Source organism: Sanguibacter sp. TS_SC_8 (assembly GCF_055361235.1).
In genome coordinates, this window is sequence record NZ_CM143955.1 from 252,126 (window position 1) to 269,101 (window position 16,976).

The window sequence follows — 16,976 nt, forward strand, 5'->3', positions numbered from 1 at the left end:
GGGCGCGTCATGGCAGTAGCGATCGACCGACAGCCACCCAAGGCCAAGAAGACTCCCACCACCATCGCCGGCCGGCCGACCAAGCCCGGACCGCGCCTCATGCGTCACTTCGCCCGGCAGTGGCAGCTGTGGATCATGCTGCTGCCGGCCATCGGCTTCACCGCGGTCTTCGCCTACGGCCCGATGTACGGCATCCAGCTCGCCTTCCGCGAGTTCGACTTCGCCAAGGGCCTCACCGGGGGTGAATGGGTGGGCCTGAAGTACTTCGTCAAGTTCTTCGAGTCCCCCCAGTTCTGGACCCTCATGGGCAACACGCTGACCATCAGCCTGGCCACCCTGGTCTTCGGGTTCTTCGCCCCCATCGGGCTGGCGATCCTCATCAACCAGGTGCTCAGCCGCCGTCGCAAGCGGTTCACCCAGACGGCGACCTACCTGCCGCACTTCATCTCGATCGTCGTGATCGTCGGCATGCTCCAGGTGTTCCTGTCCCCGAGCACCGGCCTGATCACCCGCTTCCTGGAGAACTTCGGGATCACCGGGGTCAACTTCCTCGGTGACACGAGCACCTTCGTGCCGGTGTACGTCATCTCCGAGGTGTGGCAGCACTGCGGGTGGAACTCGATCATCTACCTCGCGGCCCTGGCCAGCGTGGACACCCAGCTCTACGAGGCGGCGAAGATCGACGGCGCCAACCGTTTCCAGGTGATCCGCCACATCGACTTCCCGGCCCTCATCCCGACCATGGTCATCCTGCTCATCCTCAACATGGGTGGGGTGCTCAACGCCGGCTTCGAGAAGATCTTCCTCATGCAGAACACGCTGAACCTGCCGGTCTCGGAGGTCATCTCGACCTACGTCTACAAGATCGGCATCCTCGGCTCCCAGTTCAGCTACTCGACGGCGATCGGGCTGTTCAACACCGCGATCAACTTCACCTTCCTCGTCATCACCAACCAGATCGCGAAACGCGTCTCCAACACGAGCTTGTGGTGAAGGGAATGACCATGTTCAAGAAGCTCAAGCACGCCACGCCGGGCGACATCCTCTTCACCTTCATGGTGTCCGTCGCGCTCGTCGTCATCGTCTTCGTGACGCTCTACCCGATCTACTTCGTCATGATCGCCTCGATCAGCTCACCACAGCTGGTGCAGGCCGGGGACGTCTCGTTCATCCCCCGAGGGGTGAACTGGTTCGGGTACGAGCAGATCTTCGCCGACGAGCGGATCTGGAACGGGTACCGGAACACGGTCGTCTACACGGTCCTGGGGACGGCCGTGAACATGGTCGTCACCATCCCGGCCGCCTACGCGCTCTCGCGCCGCGACTTCGCCCCGCGTCGCCCTCTCATGCTGTTCTTCGCCTTCACGATGTTCTTCAGCGGCGGGCTCATCCCTACGTACATGCTCTACCGCGACATCGGGCTGCTCAACAACATGTGGGTGTTCATCCTGCCCGGGGCCCTCAACGTCTACAACCTCATCATCGCGCGGGCCTTCTACGAGCACTCCCTGCCCCAGGAGCTTCACGAGGCGGCCACGCTCGACGGCGCCAACGACTTCCAGTTCTTCTTCAAGATGGCCATCCCGCTGTCCAAGGCCATCTTGTCGGTCATCATGCTGTACTACATCGTCCAGCACTGGAACGACTTCTTCACCGGCCTCATCTTCGTCCGCGACTACGACAAGCAGCCGCTGCAGATCGTCCTGCGTGACATCCTCATCTCCAACTCCGCCTTCGCCGGCGGGGCGGGCGGGGCGGGTGGCACCGGGGGCGGCTACGGCCAGCAGTTCGCCGACCAGATCAAGTACGGCGTCATCGTGGTCTCCACCCTCCCGGTCATCATCTTGTACCCCTTCCTGCAGAAGTACTTCGAGAAGGGCGTCATGATCGGGTCGGTGAAGGGATGAACCGCGTCGTGGGCTGGCACACCCGGATCGGCGACGCCGGGTTCCGGCTCGCACACCTGCAGCTGCTGTGGATCGCGCACGTCCTGCTGGGCGGCGTCGTGCTCGGGGTCTACCCGGCCACCGCGGCCGTCTTCGCGGTGCTGCGCCGCGACCACATGGAGGCCGCCGACTGGGAGGGCGGGCGCCACCGTCCCTCGCTGTGGCGCGAGTTCCACGACGTCTGGCGCAGCGAGCTGGTCAGCGCCAACGTCATCGGGCTGGTGCTCACGGCGGGGTGGGCGGTGGTCGTCTACGACCACCGCCTGCTGCGGGCCGTCGACATGGCGGCCGGGCCCGCCCTCACCGGGCTGCTGTGGATCCTCACGGTGGCGCTGCTCGTGGTGAGCGCCACGGTGTTCGTGCTGCACGCGCACTTCGCGGAGAGCCCCGCGCGGATCCTGCGGCGCAGCGCCGTGCTGACGATCGCGCGCCCGGTCCTGGCACTCATGAGCGCCGGGATCCTCGCGGTCGCCCTCGGGCTGTACTACGTGCTGCCCGGCCTGGCCGTGGTGTTCGGCGTGGGAGCCCCGGCCTACGCGATCATGGCGTACGTGTGGCAGTCCGGGGTGCTGCCCCGGGCGTCCGCGGCGTCGGCTGTCCCTGTTGTCCATCCCACCGCACCGAGTTCTACTGCACTGAGCTCTGCCGCACCGAGTCCCACCGCACCTCATCTCACCAAGGAGCCCTCCCGTGTCTGACGCCTTCCTGCTTGACGGCCACCGCCTGCTCTGGCGCGGCAGCGGCGAGACCCTCGTCGTCGAACCCTGGGGAGCTGACTCGGTGCGCGTGCGCGCCGTGCTCGGCGGACCGATCCTCGACACCGACTGGGCGCTGCTGCCCCCGGACCCGGCTGCCGCGACGAGCGTCGTCGTCATCGGAGCCGGTGAGACCGGGAACACCGAGGTCGCGACGCTGACCAACGGGGCGATCCGGGTCGTGGCGACCGCGGAGGAGTTCTTGGACTGGCAGGCCGGCTACACCCGCTCGCGCTGCCGGCTGGAGTTCTTCGACGCGGCCGGCACACTCCTGTTCGCCGAGGAAGAGCACGGCGGGGCGCTCAAGCTGCGCGCCCGCGACTTCGACGCGCTGCCCGGGGGCACCTACCGCGCCCGCACGAGCTTCGTCGCCGCCCGCGACGAGAAGCTCTACGGGATGGGCCAGTACCAGCAGGACATCCTCGACCTCAAGGGCACCACGGTCGAGCTCGCGCACCGCAACTCCCAGGTCAGCGTGCCCTTCGTGATGTCGAGCGTGGGCTACGGCTTCCTCTGGCACAACCCGGCCGTGGGGCGGGCGACGTTCGCGACCAACCGCACCGAGTGGTTCGCGGAGTCCACCGCCCAGCTCGACTACTGGGTTACGGTCGGCGCGACGCCGTCGGACATCGCGCGCAGCTACGCCGAGGCGACCGGGCACGTGCCGATGATGCCCGAGCACGGGCTGGGGTTCTGGCAGTGCAAGCTGCGCTACACCTCCCAGGAGGAGCTGCTGGCCGTCGCGCGCGAGCACACCCGCCGCGGCCTGCCGATCGACGTCATCGTCGCGGACTTCTTCCACTGGCCGAAGATGGGCGACTTCCGCTTCGAGGAGGAGTTCTGGCCGGACCCGGCCGCCATGGTCGCCGAGCTCACCGAGCTGGGCATCGAGCTCATGGTCTCGGTGTGGCCGCAGGTCTCCCTCGCGTCGGAGAACTTCGCCGAGCTGGACCGTCTCGGCTACCTCGTGCGGTCCAACCGCGGGGTCGACATCCAGATGTCCTTCGAAGGGCCCAGCCGGTTCCTCGACGTGACCAACCCCGCCGCACGGGAGTGGCTGTGGGCGAAGCTGTCCGCGAACTACCCCGGGGTCAAGCTCTTCTGGCTGGACGAGGCGGAGCCGGAGTACGCCTTCTTCGAGTTCGGCGCGTACAGCTACTTCGCGGGCCAGGCGCTCGAGGTCGGCAACATCTACCCCCAGCTGTTCTCCCGGGCCGTCTACGACGGCCAGGTGGCGAGCGGCCAGGTCGACTCGGTCAACCTCGTGCGGTGCGCGTGGGCCGGGTCCCAGCGCTACGGCGCGCTCGTGTGGAGCGGTGACATCCATTCCTCCTTCGCCTCCATGCGCCGCCAGGTCACCGCCGGCATCCACATGGGCGTGGCCGGCATCCCGTGGTTCACGACCGACATCGGCGGGTTCGGCGGCGGTCACGTCGAGGACCCGGCCTTCCACGAGCTGCTCGTGCGTTGGTTCCAGATGGGCACGTTCATGCCGGTCATGCGTCTGCACGGGGACCGCGGCCCGGCGCGTGAGGTGCGCGCGGCCGACGGCTCCCGGCGCTGCGCGACCGGCGCCGACAACGAGCTGTGGAGCTACGGCGAGGAGGTCTACGAGATCCTGTCCCGCTACGCCTTCCTCCGCGAAGACCTGCGCGAGTACACCCGGGCCCTCATGGCCTCTGCGCACACCGACGGCCAGCCGATCATGCGCGGGCTCTTCCACGACTTCCCCGGCGACCCGGGCGCGTGGGACGTGGCCGACCAGTTCCTCTACGGCCCTTCGCTGCTCGTGGCCCCGGTGCTGGCTGCCGGGGTGCGCTCGCGTCAGGTGTACCTGCCGGCCGGGTCGTCCTGGACCTCGCTGTCCACCGGCACCGTGCACGACGGCGGTGCGTGGGTCGAGGAGGCGGCGCCCCTGGGCGTCATCCCGGTCTTCGCGCGCGACGGTGCGTTGGGGGAGCTGGTGGGGAAGCTCGCCGGGAACCTCGGGGGGTGATTTCCCTGCGGCTGGGCAAGGATGGGGTGATCCAACGACACCCAGCAACGACGCTGAAGGAGCTCATCATGACGACAGGTGGATTTGCCGGAGAAGGACCCGTGGTGGTCCCGACCTTCGTCCCGGGCATCGGGGACGACGACCGGGTGGACGGGGAGCGGGCCGAGGACGGGTCGGCCGAGGAGGCCTCGCACGAGGAGATCGAGGAGGAGGCGGAGGTGGTCGCCCACCTCTCCGATCCTGAGGTCGACGAGGCGATCAGGCACCTGCGCGGGACGCAGGACTGACGCCAGCTGACCACACCCGACGGGGTCGTCTGTTTCGCTCCAGGTCGTCTGTCCAGACAGACGACTCCGCGCGAAATGGACGACCCCGTCGCTGCGGGCCCGGCGGGCCCGGCCGGTCAGCGGGTCAGCGGGCGAGGAGGTCCGCCAGGGCGGCGTTGACCTCGTCGGCGTGGGTCCACAGGAGGCCGTGCGGGGCGCCCTCGATCTCGACGTAGGTGGCCTCGGGGAAGGTCTCGTGGAAGACGCGTCCGGTCGAGTCGATCGGCAGGATCCGGTCGGCGGAGCCGTGCAGGATGAGCGTCGGCAGGCCGGCAGCCCGGACCGCTGCGACGTCGGCCCGGAAGTCGGTGAGCCAGGTCGGGACGACGGAGTATGCGGCGTCGGGCGCGCTCGCGGCTGCGGTGGCCCAGCTCGCGTGGACGGCATCCTCGCTGATCCGGGAGCCGAGGTTTTCGTCGAGGTTGTAGAAGTCGTCGAAAGACTTGGTGAACCATGCGAAGCGGTCGGCGCGGGAGATCTTGGCGATGCCGTCGAAGACGGACTGCGGGACCCCGGTCGGGTTGTCGTCGGTCTCCAGGAGGAAGGGTTCGAGGGATGCGAGGAAGCCGAGGCGGCTGAGCCGGTCGGTGCCAAAGGTGGCGAGGTACCGTGCCACCTCGCCGGTGCCCATGGAGAAGCCGACGAGCGCGACGTCGCGCAGGTCGAGGGCTTCCATCAGGGCGTTCAGGTCGGCGGCGTAGGTGTCGTAGTCGTACCCGGTCGCGGGGTGGCTGGAGCGGCCGAAGCCGCGGCGGTCGTAGGCGATGACGCGGTTGCCGGCATCGAGCAGCACGCGGGTCTGGCGCTCCCAGGACCTCCCGTCGAGGGGGTAGCCGTGGATGAGGACGACGGGGGCGGCGTCGGCGGGGCCGTGGTCCTCGTAGTAGATCTCGATGCTCGCGGAGTTCTCGGTCCCGGCGGTGACGAACGGCATGGTGGTCTCCTGTCCAGTCGACGGGGAGGACGGACGTCTTCCCGGCTAGACCTACCCAAGAGGCCGATCGGGCCCGCCGCAACCGCTCGTCGATTCGTACCAGGAGTTGAGACCGGTGATTCTGGGAGATCCCGTCGCCTCGCGCGCAGCGAGGGGCCGCGTCGCCGACCCGTGTTGCACGTGAAACATCGCCCAGCACGGACCCGTCTGCGGGGTCGTCTGTTTCGCGCTGAGTCGTCTATCCAGATAGACGACCTGACGCGGAATAGACGACTCCGCGGTCAGATGTCGGCTGCCGGGACCGCTCAGGTGTTCCGCCCGCGCAGCACAGCCCTCAACCTCTCCTTGTTCACCACCGCGATCGCGCTCAGCGGGATCCCGGCGGGGCACACCGACGCGCACTCCCCGTAGGACGAGCACGGCCCGAAGTCGAGCTCCATCTCCGCGATCATCGCCCGGGCGCGCTTGCCGCGTTCGGCCTTGGTCGTGGGCAGCGCGGCGAGGTGGGCGAGCTTGGAGCCGACGAACAGGTGCGCGGCGCCGTTGGGGCAGGCCGCCACGCAGGCGCCGCAGCCGATGCAGGCCGCGAAGTCGAGGGCCATCTCCGCCGCCGCGAAGTCCAGGGCGACGGAGTCGGCGTCGGGCGCGGTGCCGGCGTTGATGGCGACGTGCCCGCCGGCGGTGATCACGCGGTCCAGGGCGGAGCGGTCCACGACGAGGTCCCGGATCACCGGGTAGGCCCCCGACCGCAACGGCTCGATCCGCACCCGGTCCCCGTTGGCGTACCGAGCCAACCGCTGGTGGCAGGAGGGAGTGTTGGGCTGCGCCCCGTGCGGGCGGTCGTCGACCGTGACCCCGCACGCCCCGCAGATGCCCTCGCGGCAGTCGGACTCGAAGGCCACCGGAGAGCCGCCGGTCTCCACGAGCTGCTCGTTGAGCCGGTCGAGCAGCTCGACGACGCTCATCTCCGGGGTCGCGTCGTCCACGACGTACGTCTCGAACCGCCCCGGCCCGGCCGGGGTGTCCTGCCGCCACACATCCAGGGTGAGCTTCACTTGTAGTTCCTCTTCTGCAGCGGGACGGCGTCGAAGGTCAGCGGCTCGTGGTGGCGCACGAAGGCCCCGTTGCCGGGCACCTCCCACGCGGAGACGAAGGCCCACAGGTCGTCGTCGCGCGCCGCCTCCCCGTCGACGGAGTGCTCGCCGCGGAAGTGCGCCCCGCAGGACTCTTCCCGGTCGAGGGCGTCGACGCACATGAGCTCGGCGAGCTCGAGGTAGTCGGCCACCCGACCGGCCTTCTCGAGCTCCTGGTTGAGGTGGTCCCCGGTCCCGGCGACACGCAGCTCGGCCCAGAACCGCCCGCGCAGCTCCCGGATCTCCGCGATCGCCGTCGTGAGCGTCTCGGCCGTGCGGTGCACCCCGCAGCCGGCGTAGAGGATGTCCCCGAGCAGGCGGTGGAAGTACGTGGGCCCGTGCGCACCGTCGGCACCGAGCAGCGCATCGACGCGGGTCTGTGCGCGCTCGAGCGCCTCACGGACGGCTGGCGCGTCGTCGGGCAGGCGGGGTGTGCCGAGCAGCGGGGCGAGGTAGTTGGGGATGGAGTAGGGCAGGGTGAACCAGCCGTCCACGCACGCCGAGAGCAGCGAGTTCGCGCCGAGGCGGTTGGCGCCGTGGTAGCCCCAGCCGGCCTCCCCGCCCACGAACAGCCCCGGGATGGAGGTCATCTGGTCGTAGTCGGACCACAGCCCGCCCATCGTGAAGTGCGCCCCGGGCGCGATGCGCATCGGCACCGTGTACGGGTCCTCACCCGTCGCGTGGGTGTACATCTCGAAGAGGTTCCCGTAGCGCTCGGCGATCTTCGCCTGGCCCAGGCGGGCGATCGCGTCGCGGAAGTCGAGGTACACGCTGTTGTTCAAGGGCCCGACGCCGCGGCCCGCCGTGATCTGTTCGAAGGCGTTGCGCGAGGCGACGTCGCGCGGGGTGAGGTTGCCGAACGTCGGGTAGCGGCGCTCGAGGTAGTAGTCGCGCTCGGCGTCGGGGATGTCGCCCGGGGCGCGCATGTCGCCGGGGGTGACCGGCACCCAGATCCGCCCGTCGTTGCGCAGCGACTCGCTCATGAGGATGGTCTTGGACTGCCACCGCGAGCTCACCGGCAGGGCGGTGGGGTGGAACTGGATGAAGGACGGCGAGGCGAAGTGCGCGCCGCGCTGGGCCGCGCGCCAGGCGGCGGAGGCGTTGGAGTTCTTGGCCAGGGTGGAGAAGTAGAAGACGTTCCCGTACCCGCCGGTGGCGAGCACGACGGCGTCGGCCGTGTGGGCGGTGATCTCGCCGGTGAGCAGGTTGCGCATGATGACGCCGCGGGCGCGGCCGTCCTCGACGACGAGGTCGAGCATCTCGTGGCGGGTGCGCAGGGTGACGGAGCCGGCGTCGACCTGGCGCAGCAGGGCCTGGGCGCTGGCGACCTGGAGCTGCTGGCCGGTCTGGCCGCGGGTGTAGTACGTGCGGGAGACCTGCACGCCGCCGAAGGAGCGGGTGGCCAGGGCGCCGCCGTACTCGCGGGCGAAGGGCGCCCCGATCGCGTTGAGGTGGTCGATGACGCGGACGGACTCCTCACCGAGGCGGAAGGCGTCGGCCTCGCGGCCGCGGAAGTCCCCGCCCTTGACGGTGTCGGTGACGAACCGCTCGATCGAGTCGTTGTCGACCTTGCGGGCCCGGGCGGCGTTGATGCCACCCTGCGCGGCGACCGAGTGCGCCCGCCGCGGGGCGTCGTGATAGGTGAAGGAGTGGACGTCGTAGCCGAGCTCACCCAGGGCCGACGCCGCGCCCGCCCCGGCCAGGCCGGTGCCGACGACGATGACCTTGAACTTCGGACGGTTGGCGGGGTTGACGAGCTTGTAGGCGAGCTTGCGCCGGGCCCAGGCGGTGGCCGGCGGGCCGTCAGGGACGTGGCCGTCGAGGGCCTCGCCGCGGGTGACGCCGGGGACCTTGGACTCGGGGGTGGTCGGGAGCTGGGTGGGGAGCTCTGTGGGGATCTCGGCCGGGATCTCGGTGGTGGTCATTTCACGACTCCGGTGAGCACCGCGATGGGGATGAGGATGTTGCCGAGCAGGATCGCCAGGGTGATCAGGCCGCCGATCGCGAACGCGATCGCGCGGGTGCGCTTGCCGGTCATACCCAGGTCGTGGACCACGGTGTATAGCCCGTGACCCAGGTGCAGGAACAGCGTGAGCAGCGCGAGGATGTAGAACGCCGACGCGGCCGGGCGCTCGAAGCTGGCGACGAGGTTCTGGTAGGCGAAGGACGCCTCGGTGGTGCCCGCCGTGTAGCTCTCCGGGGCGACGCCGGTGGTGCCCAGGGTGAGGTCCATGATGTGGAAGACGATGAAGGCGAAGAGCACGATGCCGGTGACGAGCATGTTCCGCCCGGCGAAGGTCTTCAGCGGCAGGCGCTTGCGGACGACCTTGCCGCGGGACTTGCGGGCGCGCGACTTGAGCATGAAGGCACCGGCGACGTGGCCGATGAGCCCAACCATGAGCACGATCCGCAGGATCCACAGCACCCCGTTCCACGGCAGGAACGGCTCGAGGATCGTGTGCAGCCAGTGCGCGTACTCGTTGAAGTGCTCGGCGCCGGTGAACACCTTGAGGTTGCCGAACATGTGCACGAGCAGGAACAGCGCGAAGATCGAGCCGGAGACGGCCATGACCAGCTTGAGTACCCAGGACGGGATGAGCGGGGCCTTGCGGACACGGGCGTCGGTGATCCGGCCGGTGGCCAGGGCCGCGGGCTCGGCTCCGGGGAGGGTGGTGGGGGAAGGCATGGGCGTCCCTGGGTAGCTGCTGGTGACGCGGTGTGTTGCGCGTCACTCGGAGCGTAGGGGCGCTGAACCGGGATGGAGTAGGACTTCCATCCCGGGTGGTGTCAGATCAGCCGAGGATCGCCGAGAGCTCCTCGGCGGCCTGGTGGACGTCGTAGTCCTTGCTGCGCGCGTCGGAGTTGTCCACCGTGAGGCAGGCTCGCGAGAGTGTGGCCTCGTCGAGGTAGCAGGCGACGGCCTTGGGGCCGGCGTCCGGGTTGGTGGGGAAGGTCCAGGTGACGAGGACGTAGTCGCGCTCGCCGATGGTGACGGCCTCCTGGACCTGCTCGTTGCCGTCCTGCGTGAAGGCGTCCGTGGCCTCCTCCAGAGCCGCGTACGCGGCCTCGTCCTCGGCCTGGGCGAAGCCGACGCCCGCGGGGGTGTCCTCGTAGAAGCTGCACTCGACCTCGTAGACCCCCTCGTCGAGCTTCCAGAAGGTCGTCATCGAGCCGTCGATCGTCTCGCCGTCCACCTCGACGGTGTCCATGAGCGGGCACGCCCACTCGAAGTCACCCTGGCCGGTCGAGCCGATTCCCGGGTAGCGCTCCTTGCCGTCGTCGATGGACGCCGCCCAGGACGCGGGGATGCCGGTGGTTGAGGACTCGGAGTCCTGCGACTCGTTGTCGGTGCTCGACTCCTCGGTGCTCTTCGTGCTGTCCGGGGCCGTCGTCTCGTCGGATGCACTGCTCGAGCAGGCGGTCACCGTGAGGAGGGCGGCGAGGGCGAGCGCCGCGGCTGCGGTGGCGCGGCGTCGTGCGGACGCGAGGGGGAGACGGGCGGACGTGGACATGATGGGGCTCCGAACTGGTGGGGGACTGCCCTGATCTTGGTCCTTCAGGAGGTGGGGCGCCATGGGGAGAGGTGCCCGGGCGGGGCCGGGGGCCCGTTCGTCGTCGCACAAGCCAGCGGCCCTGTGTCAATGTCTCTATTCTTGAGACAGGGGGCGTACGATCGGGTTCCTGTCCTAAGAATAGAGACATTGAGACACCGATGATCTACGCGACCCCAGTCCTCGACCTCGACGACACCCGCGTCCTCACCGAGCTCGAGGCGATGCGGACCACGTTGTCCGACTCCCTCCGCACGCCCCGGCGCTGGGTCGGCCGCCTGCGCCGGACCGCCGTCGCCCGCGCCATCCGCGGATCCAACAGCATCGAGGGATACGACGTCGAGCTCGACGAGGCCGACGCCGCGATCGACGGCGAGGAGCCGATCAGCGCCGACGCGCGCACCTTCGCCGAGATCCGGGGCTACCGGCAGGCGCTCGGATTTGTCTTGGCCACCGCGGCCGACGAGCACTTCACCCTGGACTCCTCGGTGCTGCGCAGCATGCACTTCATGCTGCTCTCTCACGCACCCGACAAGAGCCCGGGGCAGTACCGACGCGGAGAGATCTTTGTCCACGATGACAAGGTGAACCGCAACGTCTACGAGGGGCCGGCGGCCGAGGATGTCCCCGCGCTGGTCGAGGAACTCATCTCGGCGCTCGCGGACCGGACCGGGGAGGACCCGTTCGTCCAGGCCGCGATGGCCCACCTCAACCTCGTGATGATCCACCCCTTCCGCGACGGCAACGGCCGGATGGCCCGCGCGCTGCACACCTTGGTCCTCACCCGCGCCGGGCTGAGCGCCCCCGAGCTGTCGAGCATCGAGGAATGGCTCGGACGCAACACCGACGACTACTACCAGGTGCTGGCGAAGTCCAGCGCGGGGGTGTGGAGCCCCGAGCAGGACGCGCACCTCTGGCTCAAGTTCTGCTTGCGCGCCCACCATTTCCAGGCGCAGACCGTCCAGGTCCGCATGGCGCGCGCGGCCGTCGTGTGGGACATGCTCGACGACGCCGCCCGCCTCCACGGGCTCCCCGAGCGAACCCTGGACCTGCTGTTCTCCGCGGTCGTCGGGTTCCGCGTGCGCAGGTCGACGTACGTGCGCACGGCCCAGATCGACGAGCGGTCCGCGACGCGGGACTTCAAACGCCTAGCCGACGCCGGGCTGCTCCGGGCGGTGGGGGAGACCAAGGGCAGGTACTACGTGGCGGGCGAGGGGCTGGACGAGATCGTCGCGGTGCGTCGCGAGGGCGACGATCTGGTGGAGCCCTACCCGGGGTTCCGCAGCGCGCTGTACGCGTAGGCCACCGGGTATCGCGCGACCGCCGCGTCAGAACGACCCCCCACCCCCCAGCGGAAACGACGCCAGGACCGTGTGCACCGGGCGGCCCAGGGCTCCCTGGCCGGGGCGTGACTCGATGAGCTCGAGCGCCTCGACGGTCCACTCCGGGCCGCGGTAGACCGCCAGCGCGTGGGCCACGTGCGCGGAGTCGACCATCGACCCCGCGCGGGAGATCGTCAGGTGCGCGCGGTTGCGCTCGCGGGCGTCGCGCGTCGTGGTGTGGTCGTCGCGGACGCCGGCCAGCTCGCGCATGGCCGCCCCGAGCGGGTCCGTCTCGCCGCCGACTCCCACCCACATGACGGTGCTGCGGAACGCCCCGGCGCCGGCCAGGTAGATCGTGAACGGCTCGATCTCCCCGGCGACCTGCCCGACGGCGGCCGCCAGGTCCGGCGCTGCGCCGTCGGGCAGGTCGCCGAAGAAGGCCAAGGTGAGGTGCCAGGTGGAACGCGGGGTCCACGGGGATCTCGCCGCGACGTGGCGGCGGTGGCCGCGCGGGGCCCGCCCGGCGCGGACGGCCGGGGGAGGGAGCGGGCCGAGCATGCTCAGGGCGGTCTCGAGATGGTCGAGCACCTCGGCCGGCGGGGTGATCGCCGCGAAGAGTCGCACGCCCTCACTCTATGGCGCGGTCCGCGGCGCCGGTGGGCTCAGCGGGTCTCAGTGGGCCTCAGCGGGCTCGGTCGGCTCAACAGGCTTGCCCGCGGCGGACGCCGACCGGGTCAGCAGGTGCAGGACCGCCCCCACCGCCAGCAGGATCCCGGCACGCAGCCAGGTTCCGGCGCTCTGCTGGGTGAGCAGGCCCAGGCAGCTCGCCACGCCGAGGACCGGCACGATGGTCGCCACCCGGAAGTGGTCCTCCTCGACGTGGTCCTTGCGCAGCACGAGCACGGAGACGTTCGTGCTGATGAAGACGATGAGCAGGAGCAGCACGACGGTCTCGGCGAGCACCTGGAGGCCGCCGGTGAAGACGAGGATGATCGCGGCGAGGGTCGTGACGACGATGGCCACCCACGGGGTGCGCCGGCCTGGCAGGACGCGGGCGAGCACGGGGGGCAGCAGGCCCTGGGCCGCCATGCCGTAGGTGAGGCGGCTGGCCATGATCATCGTCAGCAGCGCCCCGTTGGCGACGGCGACCAACGCGATCGCGGCGAACACCCGCTCGGGCACGACGTCGGCCACGCTCACCACCTCCAGGAGCGGTCCGGTCGAGCCGGCGAGGGTGTCGGGGGAGACGACGGCGACCGCCGCGACGCCGACGCCGACGTAGACGACGCCGGCGGTGAGCAGCGAGGCGAAGAGCGCCCGCGGGTACACCCGGCGGACGTCCTTGACCTCCTCGGCGAGGTTGGCGGAGGTCTCGAAGCCGACGTAGGAGTAGAAGGCGAGCAGCGACGCCCCGAGCACCGCGAGGGCCGGGGTGGTGTCCTCCTTGAAGTCCAGGGCGCGGGACAGGTCGCCGTCGCCGCGTCCCAGCACGATCGCGGCCAGGATGATGATGAGCAGCAGGCCGGAGAGCTCGATCGCGGTCATGACGACGTTGGCCCGCAGCGACTCCCGGATCCCGCGCGCGTTGAGCAGCGCGACGAGGATAAGGAAGACCACGGCGACGAGCTTGGTGGGCGCGTCGATGAAGGTGGTGAAGTACTCCCCGGCGAAGGCGATGGACAGCCCCGCCGCGCTCGTCACCCCGGCGGCCAGCATGGAGAACCCGACGAGGAAGGACAGGGCGGGCTTCTTGAACGCCCGCTCGGCGAACACCGCCGCACCGCCGGCCTTGGGGTACTTGGTCACCAGCTCGGCGTAGGACCCGGCGGTGAGCAGTGCGAGCCCGAGCGCGACGAGGAGGGGGAGCCACACCGCACCCCCGACCTCCCCGGCCATGATGCCGACCAGGGCGTACACGCCCGCGCCGAGCACGTCGCCGAGGATGAAGACGTAGAGCAGGCGGCCGCTGATGGCGCGAGAAAGGGTGGGTTGGGGGGTGGTCATAGGAATACCGTGCCAGGAGTTCCCCGGCTTCGCCTGGTGAGCCCCGTTCAGGGTCGTGGCTGGTCAGGGACCCGGTGGTGCTCGAGCGCTCCCCACGCTGCGGAGCCGACGGGCGGCGCCTAGGTTGGAAGGCGTGCCCCACGATCCGAACGACTCCTTCGTCCATGTCCGCGGAGCCAGCGAGCACAACCTCAAGAACATCGACGTCGACCTGCCCCGGGACGCGATGGTCGCCTTCACCGGAGTCTCCGGATCGGGCAAGTCCTCGCTGGCCTTCGGGACGCTCTACGCCGAGGCGCAGCGCCGCTACTTCGAGTCGGTGGCCCCCTACGCCCGCCGGCTGCTGCAGCAAGTCGGCGCTCCCCACGTGCAGGAGATCACCGGGCTGCCGCCGGCGGTGGCGCTGCAGCAACGCCGCGGCGCCGCGACCTCCCGCTCGACCGTGGGCACCCTGACCACCCTGTCCAACCTTGTCCGGATGCTCTACTCCCGCGCCGGCACCTACCCGCCCGGTGCGTCGCGGCTCGGGGCGGAGGCGTTCTCCCCGAACACCGCGGCCGGGGCCTGCCCGCGCTGCCAGGGGCTCGGCGAGGAGCACGACGTCAGCGAGGAGCTCCTCGTGCCGGACACGTCGCTGAGCATCCGCGAGGGCGCGATCGCCGCGTGGCCGGGGGCCTGGCAGGGCGCCAACCTGCGGAGCATCGTGTCCGGGCTGGGGATCGACGTCGACCTCCCGTGGCGGGCGCTGACGGCGAAGGACCGGGACTGGCTGCTGTTCACCGAGGAGCAGCCCAAGGTGCTCATCAAGCCCGAGCGGGACCGCATCGACCACGGGTACTACGGGCTGTTCTGGAGCGCCCGCGCGCACGTCCACCACGTCCTGGCCACCTCCAAGAGCCAGATGATGCGAGACAAGGCGATGCGCTTCGTCCGCAGCGCCGCGTGCACCCTCTGCCACGGCACCGGGCTGCAGTCCGGCGCCCTGCTGGTCACCTTCCGGGGGCTGAACATCGCCGAGACGAACGCGCTCTCCTTCGTCGAGCTGGTGGCGCTGCTGCGTCCGGTGGCCGAGCTCACCGGGGCGGGTGCGGCGACGTCGTCGGCCGACTCCGGGGAGGGGACAGAGGTGGCGGTGCGCCTGTGCGCCGACCTCGTGGAGCGGATCCAGGTGCTGCTCGACCTGGGGCTGGGGTACCTCTCGTTGGGGCGCACCTCCACGAGCCTCTCGCCCGGGGAGGCCCAGCGCCTGCGGATCGCCACCCAGCTGCGCTCGGGGCTCTTCGGGGTCGTCTACGTGCTCGACGAGCCGTCCGCGGGGCTGCACCCGGCCGACGCCAAGCCGCTGCTCGACGTGCTCGACTCGCTCAAGGGCGCGGGCAACTCGCTGTTCGTCGTCGAGCACGACCTGGACATCGTGCGCCGGGCCGACTGGGTCGTCGACATCGGCCCCGGAGCCGGTGAGCACGGGGGACAGGTGCTCTACTCCGGGCCGGTCGCCGGTCTTGCCGACGTCGAGGCGTCGGTCACCGGCAAGTACCTCTTCGGCCGCGCGGAACCGCTCGAGCGACACCAGCGCACCCCTCACGGGTGGCTGCACCTGCACGGGATCAGCCGGCACAACCTCTCCGGTGTCTCGGTCGAGGTGCCGCTGGGCGTGCTGACCGCGGTCACCGGAGTGTCCGGGTCGGGCAAGTCGACGCTGGTCACCCAGGTCCTCGCCGAGCTGGTGCGCCGCCACCTCGGCCAGGCGCCCGACGACGAGGACAGCGCCGAGCTCGAGATCGACGTCGACGACGCGACCGGCCTGGAGGCCTTCGACCGGCTCGTGCGCGTCGACCAGCGCCCGATCGGCCGCACGCCGCGCTCCAATCTCGCGACCTACACGGGCCTCTTCGACGCGGTGCGCAAGCTCTACGCCGCGACCCCCGAGGCCCGCGAGCGGGGCTACGGCGCCGGCCGGTTCTCCTTCAACGTCGCCGACGGACGCTGCGAGACCTGCCAGGGGGAGGGCTCGGTCTCGGTCGAGCTGCTCTTCCTGCCCGGCACGTACGCCCCGTGCCCCAGCTGCCACGGAGCCCGCTACAACGCCGAGACCCTCGAGATCGTCTACCGCGGCAAGACCATCGCCGACGTGCTCGGACTCTCCGTCGACGAGGCCGCCGACTTCCTCGCCGACCTGCCCGCCGCCGCGCGCAGCCTGACGACGCTGCGCGAGGTGGGACTGGGGTACCTGCGCCTGGGCCAGCCCGCCACCGAGCTCAGCGGCGGGGAGGCCCAGCGGATCAAGCTGGCGACCGAGCTGCAGCGCGCCCGCCGCGGGCACGCACTGTACCTGCTCGACGAGCCGACGGCGGGGCTGCACCCGGCGGACATCGCGCTGCTGCTCAGGCAGCTACACCGGTTGGTGGACGCTGGGAACACGGTGGTGCTGGTTGAGCATGACCTCGACACGATTGTGAGTGCGGACTGGGTCATCGACTTGGGGCCTGGGGGTGGGGACCACGGGGGGCGCGTGGTGGCTACGGGGACGCCGGAGGAGATCGCTCGGGTGGAGGGGAGTGCTACGGCGCCGTATTTGGCGACGCGGTTGGTGGCGCATAGGAAGGAACGGTAGGGGCGGGTCGCGGAACCGGTGGTGGGGGGCTAGGGCACGGAGGATCTGCGGCAGCACATCCCTCGACGACGAGATGGGCGTCCTGCCGGATGTGCGGGACTTCCCGATGGAGTTCTCCACTGAGGAAGCCACCTACGACCTGGTCGCCAACGTCATCCCGGCGTCCTTCCGGACCGTCGATGGATCCGGGTGCACACCTTCCGGATGGAGAACGCCGAGGGCGGCACGTTGCTGGTCAAGCTGCACTGCAACCCGGTGCTCTGGGTGCACTCGACGGTGGGAGGAGTACCAGCTTGCCAAAGGTGCGGGCCCGGACGTTGTCGCCACACCTTGGCGCCTGAAGCTTTGCGTTGAACCTGAGAGGTGCACATGGCAGCATGCTGTCAGCAGGTGCG

14 protein-coding genes are annotated in these 16,976 nt (G+C 70.1%); 7 read left to right on the forward strand and 7 right to left on the reverse strand.

Annotation, left to right across the window (positions count from 1 at the left end; all coding sequences use genetic code 11):
* Positions 1–9 precede the first annotated feature (9 nt).
* The 5 genes from ACWA15_RS01060 (at position 10) to ACWA15_RS01080 (ending at position 4,984) form a co-directional block, all read left to right on the forward strand.
* Positions 10–993, forward strand: a complete 984-nt coding sequence (locus ACWA15_RS01060; protein ID WP_464057419.1) for an ABC transporter permease — start codon at positions 10–12, stop codon at positions 991–993.
* Positions 994–998: 5 nt separating this feature from the next.
* Positions 999–1,907, forward strand: a complete 909-nt coding sequence (locus ACWA15_RS01065; RefSeq protein ID WP_464057421.1) for a carbohydrate ABC transporter permease — start codon at positions 999–1,001, stop codon at positions 1,905–1,907.
* On the forward strand, positions 1,904–2,644 hold the full coding sequence (locus ACWA15_RS01070; protein WP_464057423.1) for a YesL family protein: 741 nt from the start codon (positions 1,904–1,906) through the stop codon (positions 2,642–2,644). Before ACWA15_RS01065 ends, ACWA15_RS01070 begins: the two co-directional genes overlap by 4 nt.
* Complete coding sequence (locus tag ACWA15_RS01075) at positions 2,637–4,697, forward strand: glycoside hydrolase family 31 protein (RefSeq protein WP_464057425.1); 2,061 nt, start codon at positions 2,637–2,639, stop codon at positions 4,695–4,697. Before ACWA15_RS01070 ends, ACWA15_RS01075 begins: the two co-directional genes overlap by 8 nt.
* A 68-nt stretch (positions 4,698–4,765) precedes the next feature.
* The gene (locus tag ACWA15_RS01080; RefSeq protein ID WP_464057427.1) at positions 4,766–4,984 is read left to right on the forward strand and encodes a hypothetical protein; all 219 of its coding nucleotides are present in this window, start codon (positions 4,766–4,768) and stop codon (positions 4,982–4,984) included.
* A 124-nt stretch (positions 4,985–5,108) separates the two neighbouring features.
* On the opposite strand, the gene ACWA15_RS01085 is transcribed toward ACWA15_RS01080, so the two are convergent.
* From ACWA15_RS01085 to ACWA15_RS01105, 5 genes are all read right to left on the reverse strand, one after another.
* The gene (locus ACWA15_RS01085; protein WP_464057429.1) at positions 5,109–5,957 is read right to left on the reverse strand and encodes an alpha/beta fold hydrolase; all 849 of its coding nucleotides are present in this window, start codon (positions 5,955–5,957) and stop codon (positions 5,109–5,111) included.
* A 305-nt stretch (positions 5,958–6,262) separates the two neighbouring features.
* Positions 6,263–7,012: a succinate dehydrogenase/fumarate reductase iron-sulfur subunit gene (locus tag ACWA15_RS01090; RefSeq protein WP_464057431.1), complete on the reverse strand. Its 750-nt coding sequence runs from the start codon at positions 7,010–7,012 to the stop codon at positions 6,263–6,265.
* On the reverse strand, positions 7,009–9,015 hold the full coding sequence (locus ACWA15_RS01095) for a fumarate reductase/succinate dehydrogenase flavoprotein subunit (protein ID WP_464057433.1): 2,007 nt from the start codon (positions 9,013–9,015) through the stop codon (positions 7,009–7,011). Before ACWA15_RS01095 ends, ACWA15_RS01090 begins: the two co-directional genes overlap by 4 nt.
* Positions 9,012–9,776, reverse strand: a complete 765-nt coding sequence (locus ACWA15_RS01100) for a succinate dehydrogenase cytochrome b subunit (protein WP_464057435.1) — start codon at positions 9,774–9,776, stop codon at positions 9,012–9,014. Before ACWA15_RS01100 ends, ACWA15_RS01095 begins: the two co-directional genes overlap by 4 nt.
* 106 nt (positions 9,777–9,882) lie before the next feature.
* On the reverse strand, positions 9,883–10,602 hold the full coding sequence (locus ACWA15_RS01105) for a hypothetical protein (RefSeq protein ID WP_464057437.1): 720 nt from the start codon (positions 10,600–10,602) through the stop codon (positions 9,883–9,885).
* Between the two features lie 200 nt (positions 10,603–10,802).
* Here ACWA15_RS01105 and ACWA15_RS01110 point away from each other — a divergent pair, with 200 nt between their 5' ends.
* Complete coding sequence (locus ACWA15_RS01110; RefSeq protein ID WP_464057439.1) at positions 10,803–11,942, forward strand: Fic family protein; 1,140 nt, start codon at positions 10,803–10,805, stop codon at positions 11,940–11,942.
* Between the two features lie 27 nt (positions 11,943–11,969).
* Here ACWA15_RS01110 and thpR read toward each other — a convergent pair whose 3' ends face one another.
* Together thpR and ACWA15_RS01120 are read right to left on the reverse strand one after the other, a co-directional pair.
* Positions 11,970–12,587, reverse strand: coding sequence for an RNA 2',3'-cyclic phosphodiesterase (thpR, locus tag ACWA15_RS01115; RefSeq protein ID WP_464057441.1), 618 nt, complete (start codon positions 12,585–12,587; stop codon positions 11,970–11,972).
* A 48-nt stretch (positions 12,588–12,635) separates the two neighbouring features.
* Positions 12,636–13,967, reverse strand: coding sequence for an APC family permease (locus ACWA15_RS01120; protein WP_464057443.1), 1,332 nt, complete (start codon positions 13,965–13,967; stop codon positions 12,636–12,638).
* A gap of 133 nt (positions 13,968–14,100) precedes the next feature.
* On the opposite strand from ACWA15_RS01120, the gene uvrA reads away from it, so the two are divergent.
* The gene (gene uvrA, locus ACWA15_RS01125; protein WP_464057445.1) at positions 14,101–16,581 is read left to right on the forward strand and encodes an excinuclease ABC subunit UvrA; all 2,481 of its coding nucleotides are present in this window, start codon (positions 14,101–14,103) and stop codon (positions 16,579–16,581) included.
* Positions 16,582–16,976 lie beyond the last annotated feature (395 nt).

Coding starts and splice junctions, on each gene's coding strand:
- ACWA15_RS01085 (WP_464057429.1), bottom strand. CDS start 5,957: ATGCCGTTCGTCACCGCCGGGACCGAGAACTCCGCGAGCATCGAGATC.
- ACWA15_RS01065 (WP_464057421.1), top strand. CDS start 999: ATGACCATGTTCAAGAAGCTCAAGCACGCCACGCCGGGCGACATCCTC.
- ACWA15_RS01080 (WP_464057427.1), top strand. CDS start 4,766: ATGACGACAGGTGGATTTGCCGGAGAAGGACCCGTGGTGGTCCCGACC.
- ACWA15_RS01070 (WP_464057423.1), top strand. CDS start 1,904: ATGAACCGCGTCGTGGGCTGGCACACCCGGATCGGCGACGCCGGGTTC.
- ACWA15_RS01100 (WP_464057435.1), bottom strand. CDS start 9,776: ATGCCTTCCCCCACCACCCTCCCCGGAGCCGAGCCCGCGGCCCTGGCC.
- ACWA15_RS01105 (WP_464057437.1), bottom strand. CDS start 10,602: ATGTCCACGTCCGCCCGTCTCCCCCTCGCGTCCGCACGACGCCGCGCC.
- ACWA15_RS01110 (WP_464057439.1), top strand. CDS start 10,803: ATGATCTACGCGACCCCAGTCCTCGACCTCGACGACACCCGCGTCCTC.
- ACWA15_RS01060 (WP_464057419.1), top strand. CDS start 10: ATGGCAGTAGCGATCGACCGACAGCCACCCAAGGCCAAGAAGACTCCC.
- ACWA15_RS01095 (WP_464057433.1), bottom strand. CDS start 9,015: ATGACCACCACCGAGATCCCGGCCGAGATCCCCACAGAGCTCCCCACC.
- ACWA15_RS01120 (WP_464057443.1), bottom strand. CDS start 13,967: ATGACCACCCCCCAACCCACCCTTTCTCGCGCCATCAGCGGCCGCCTG.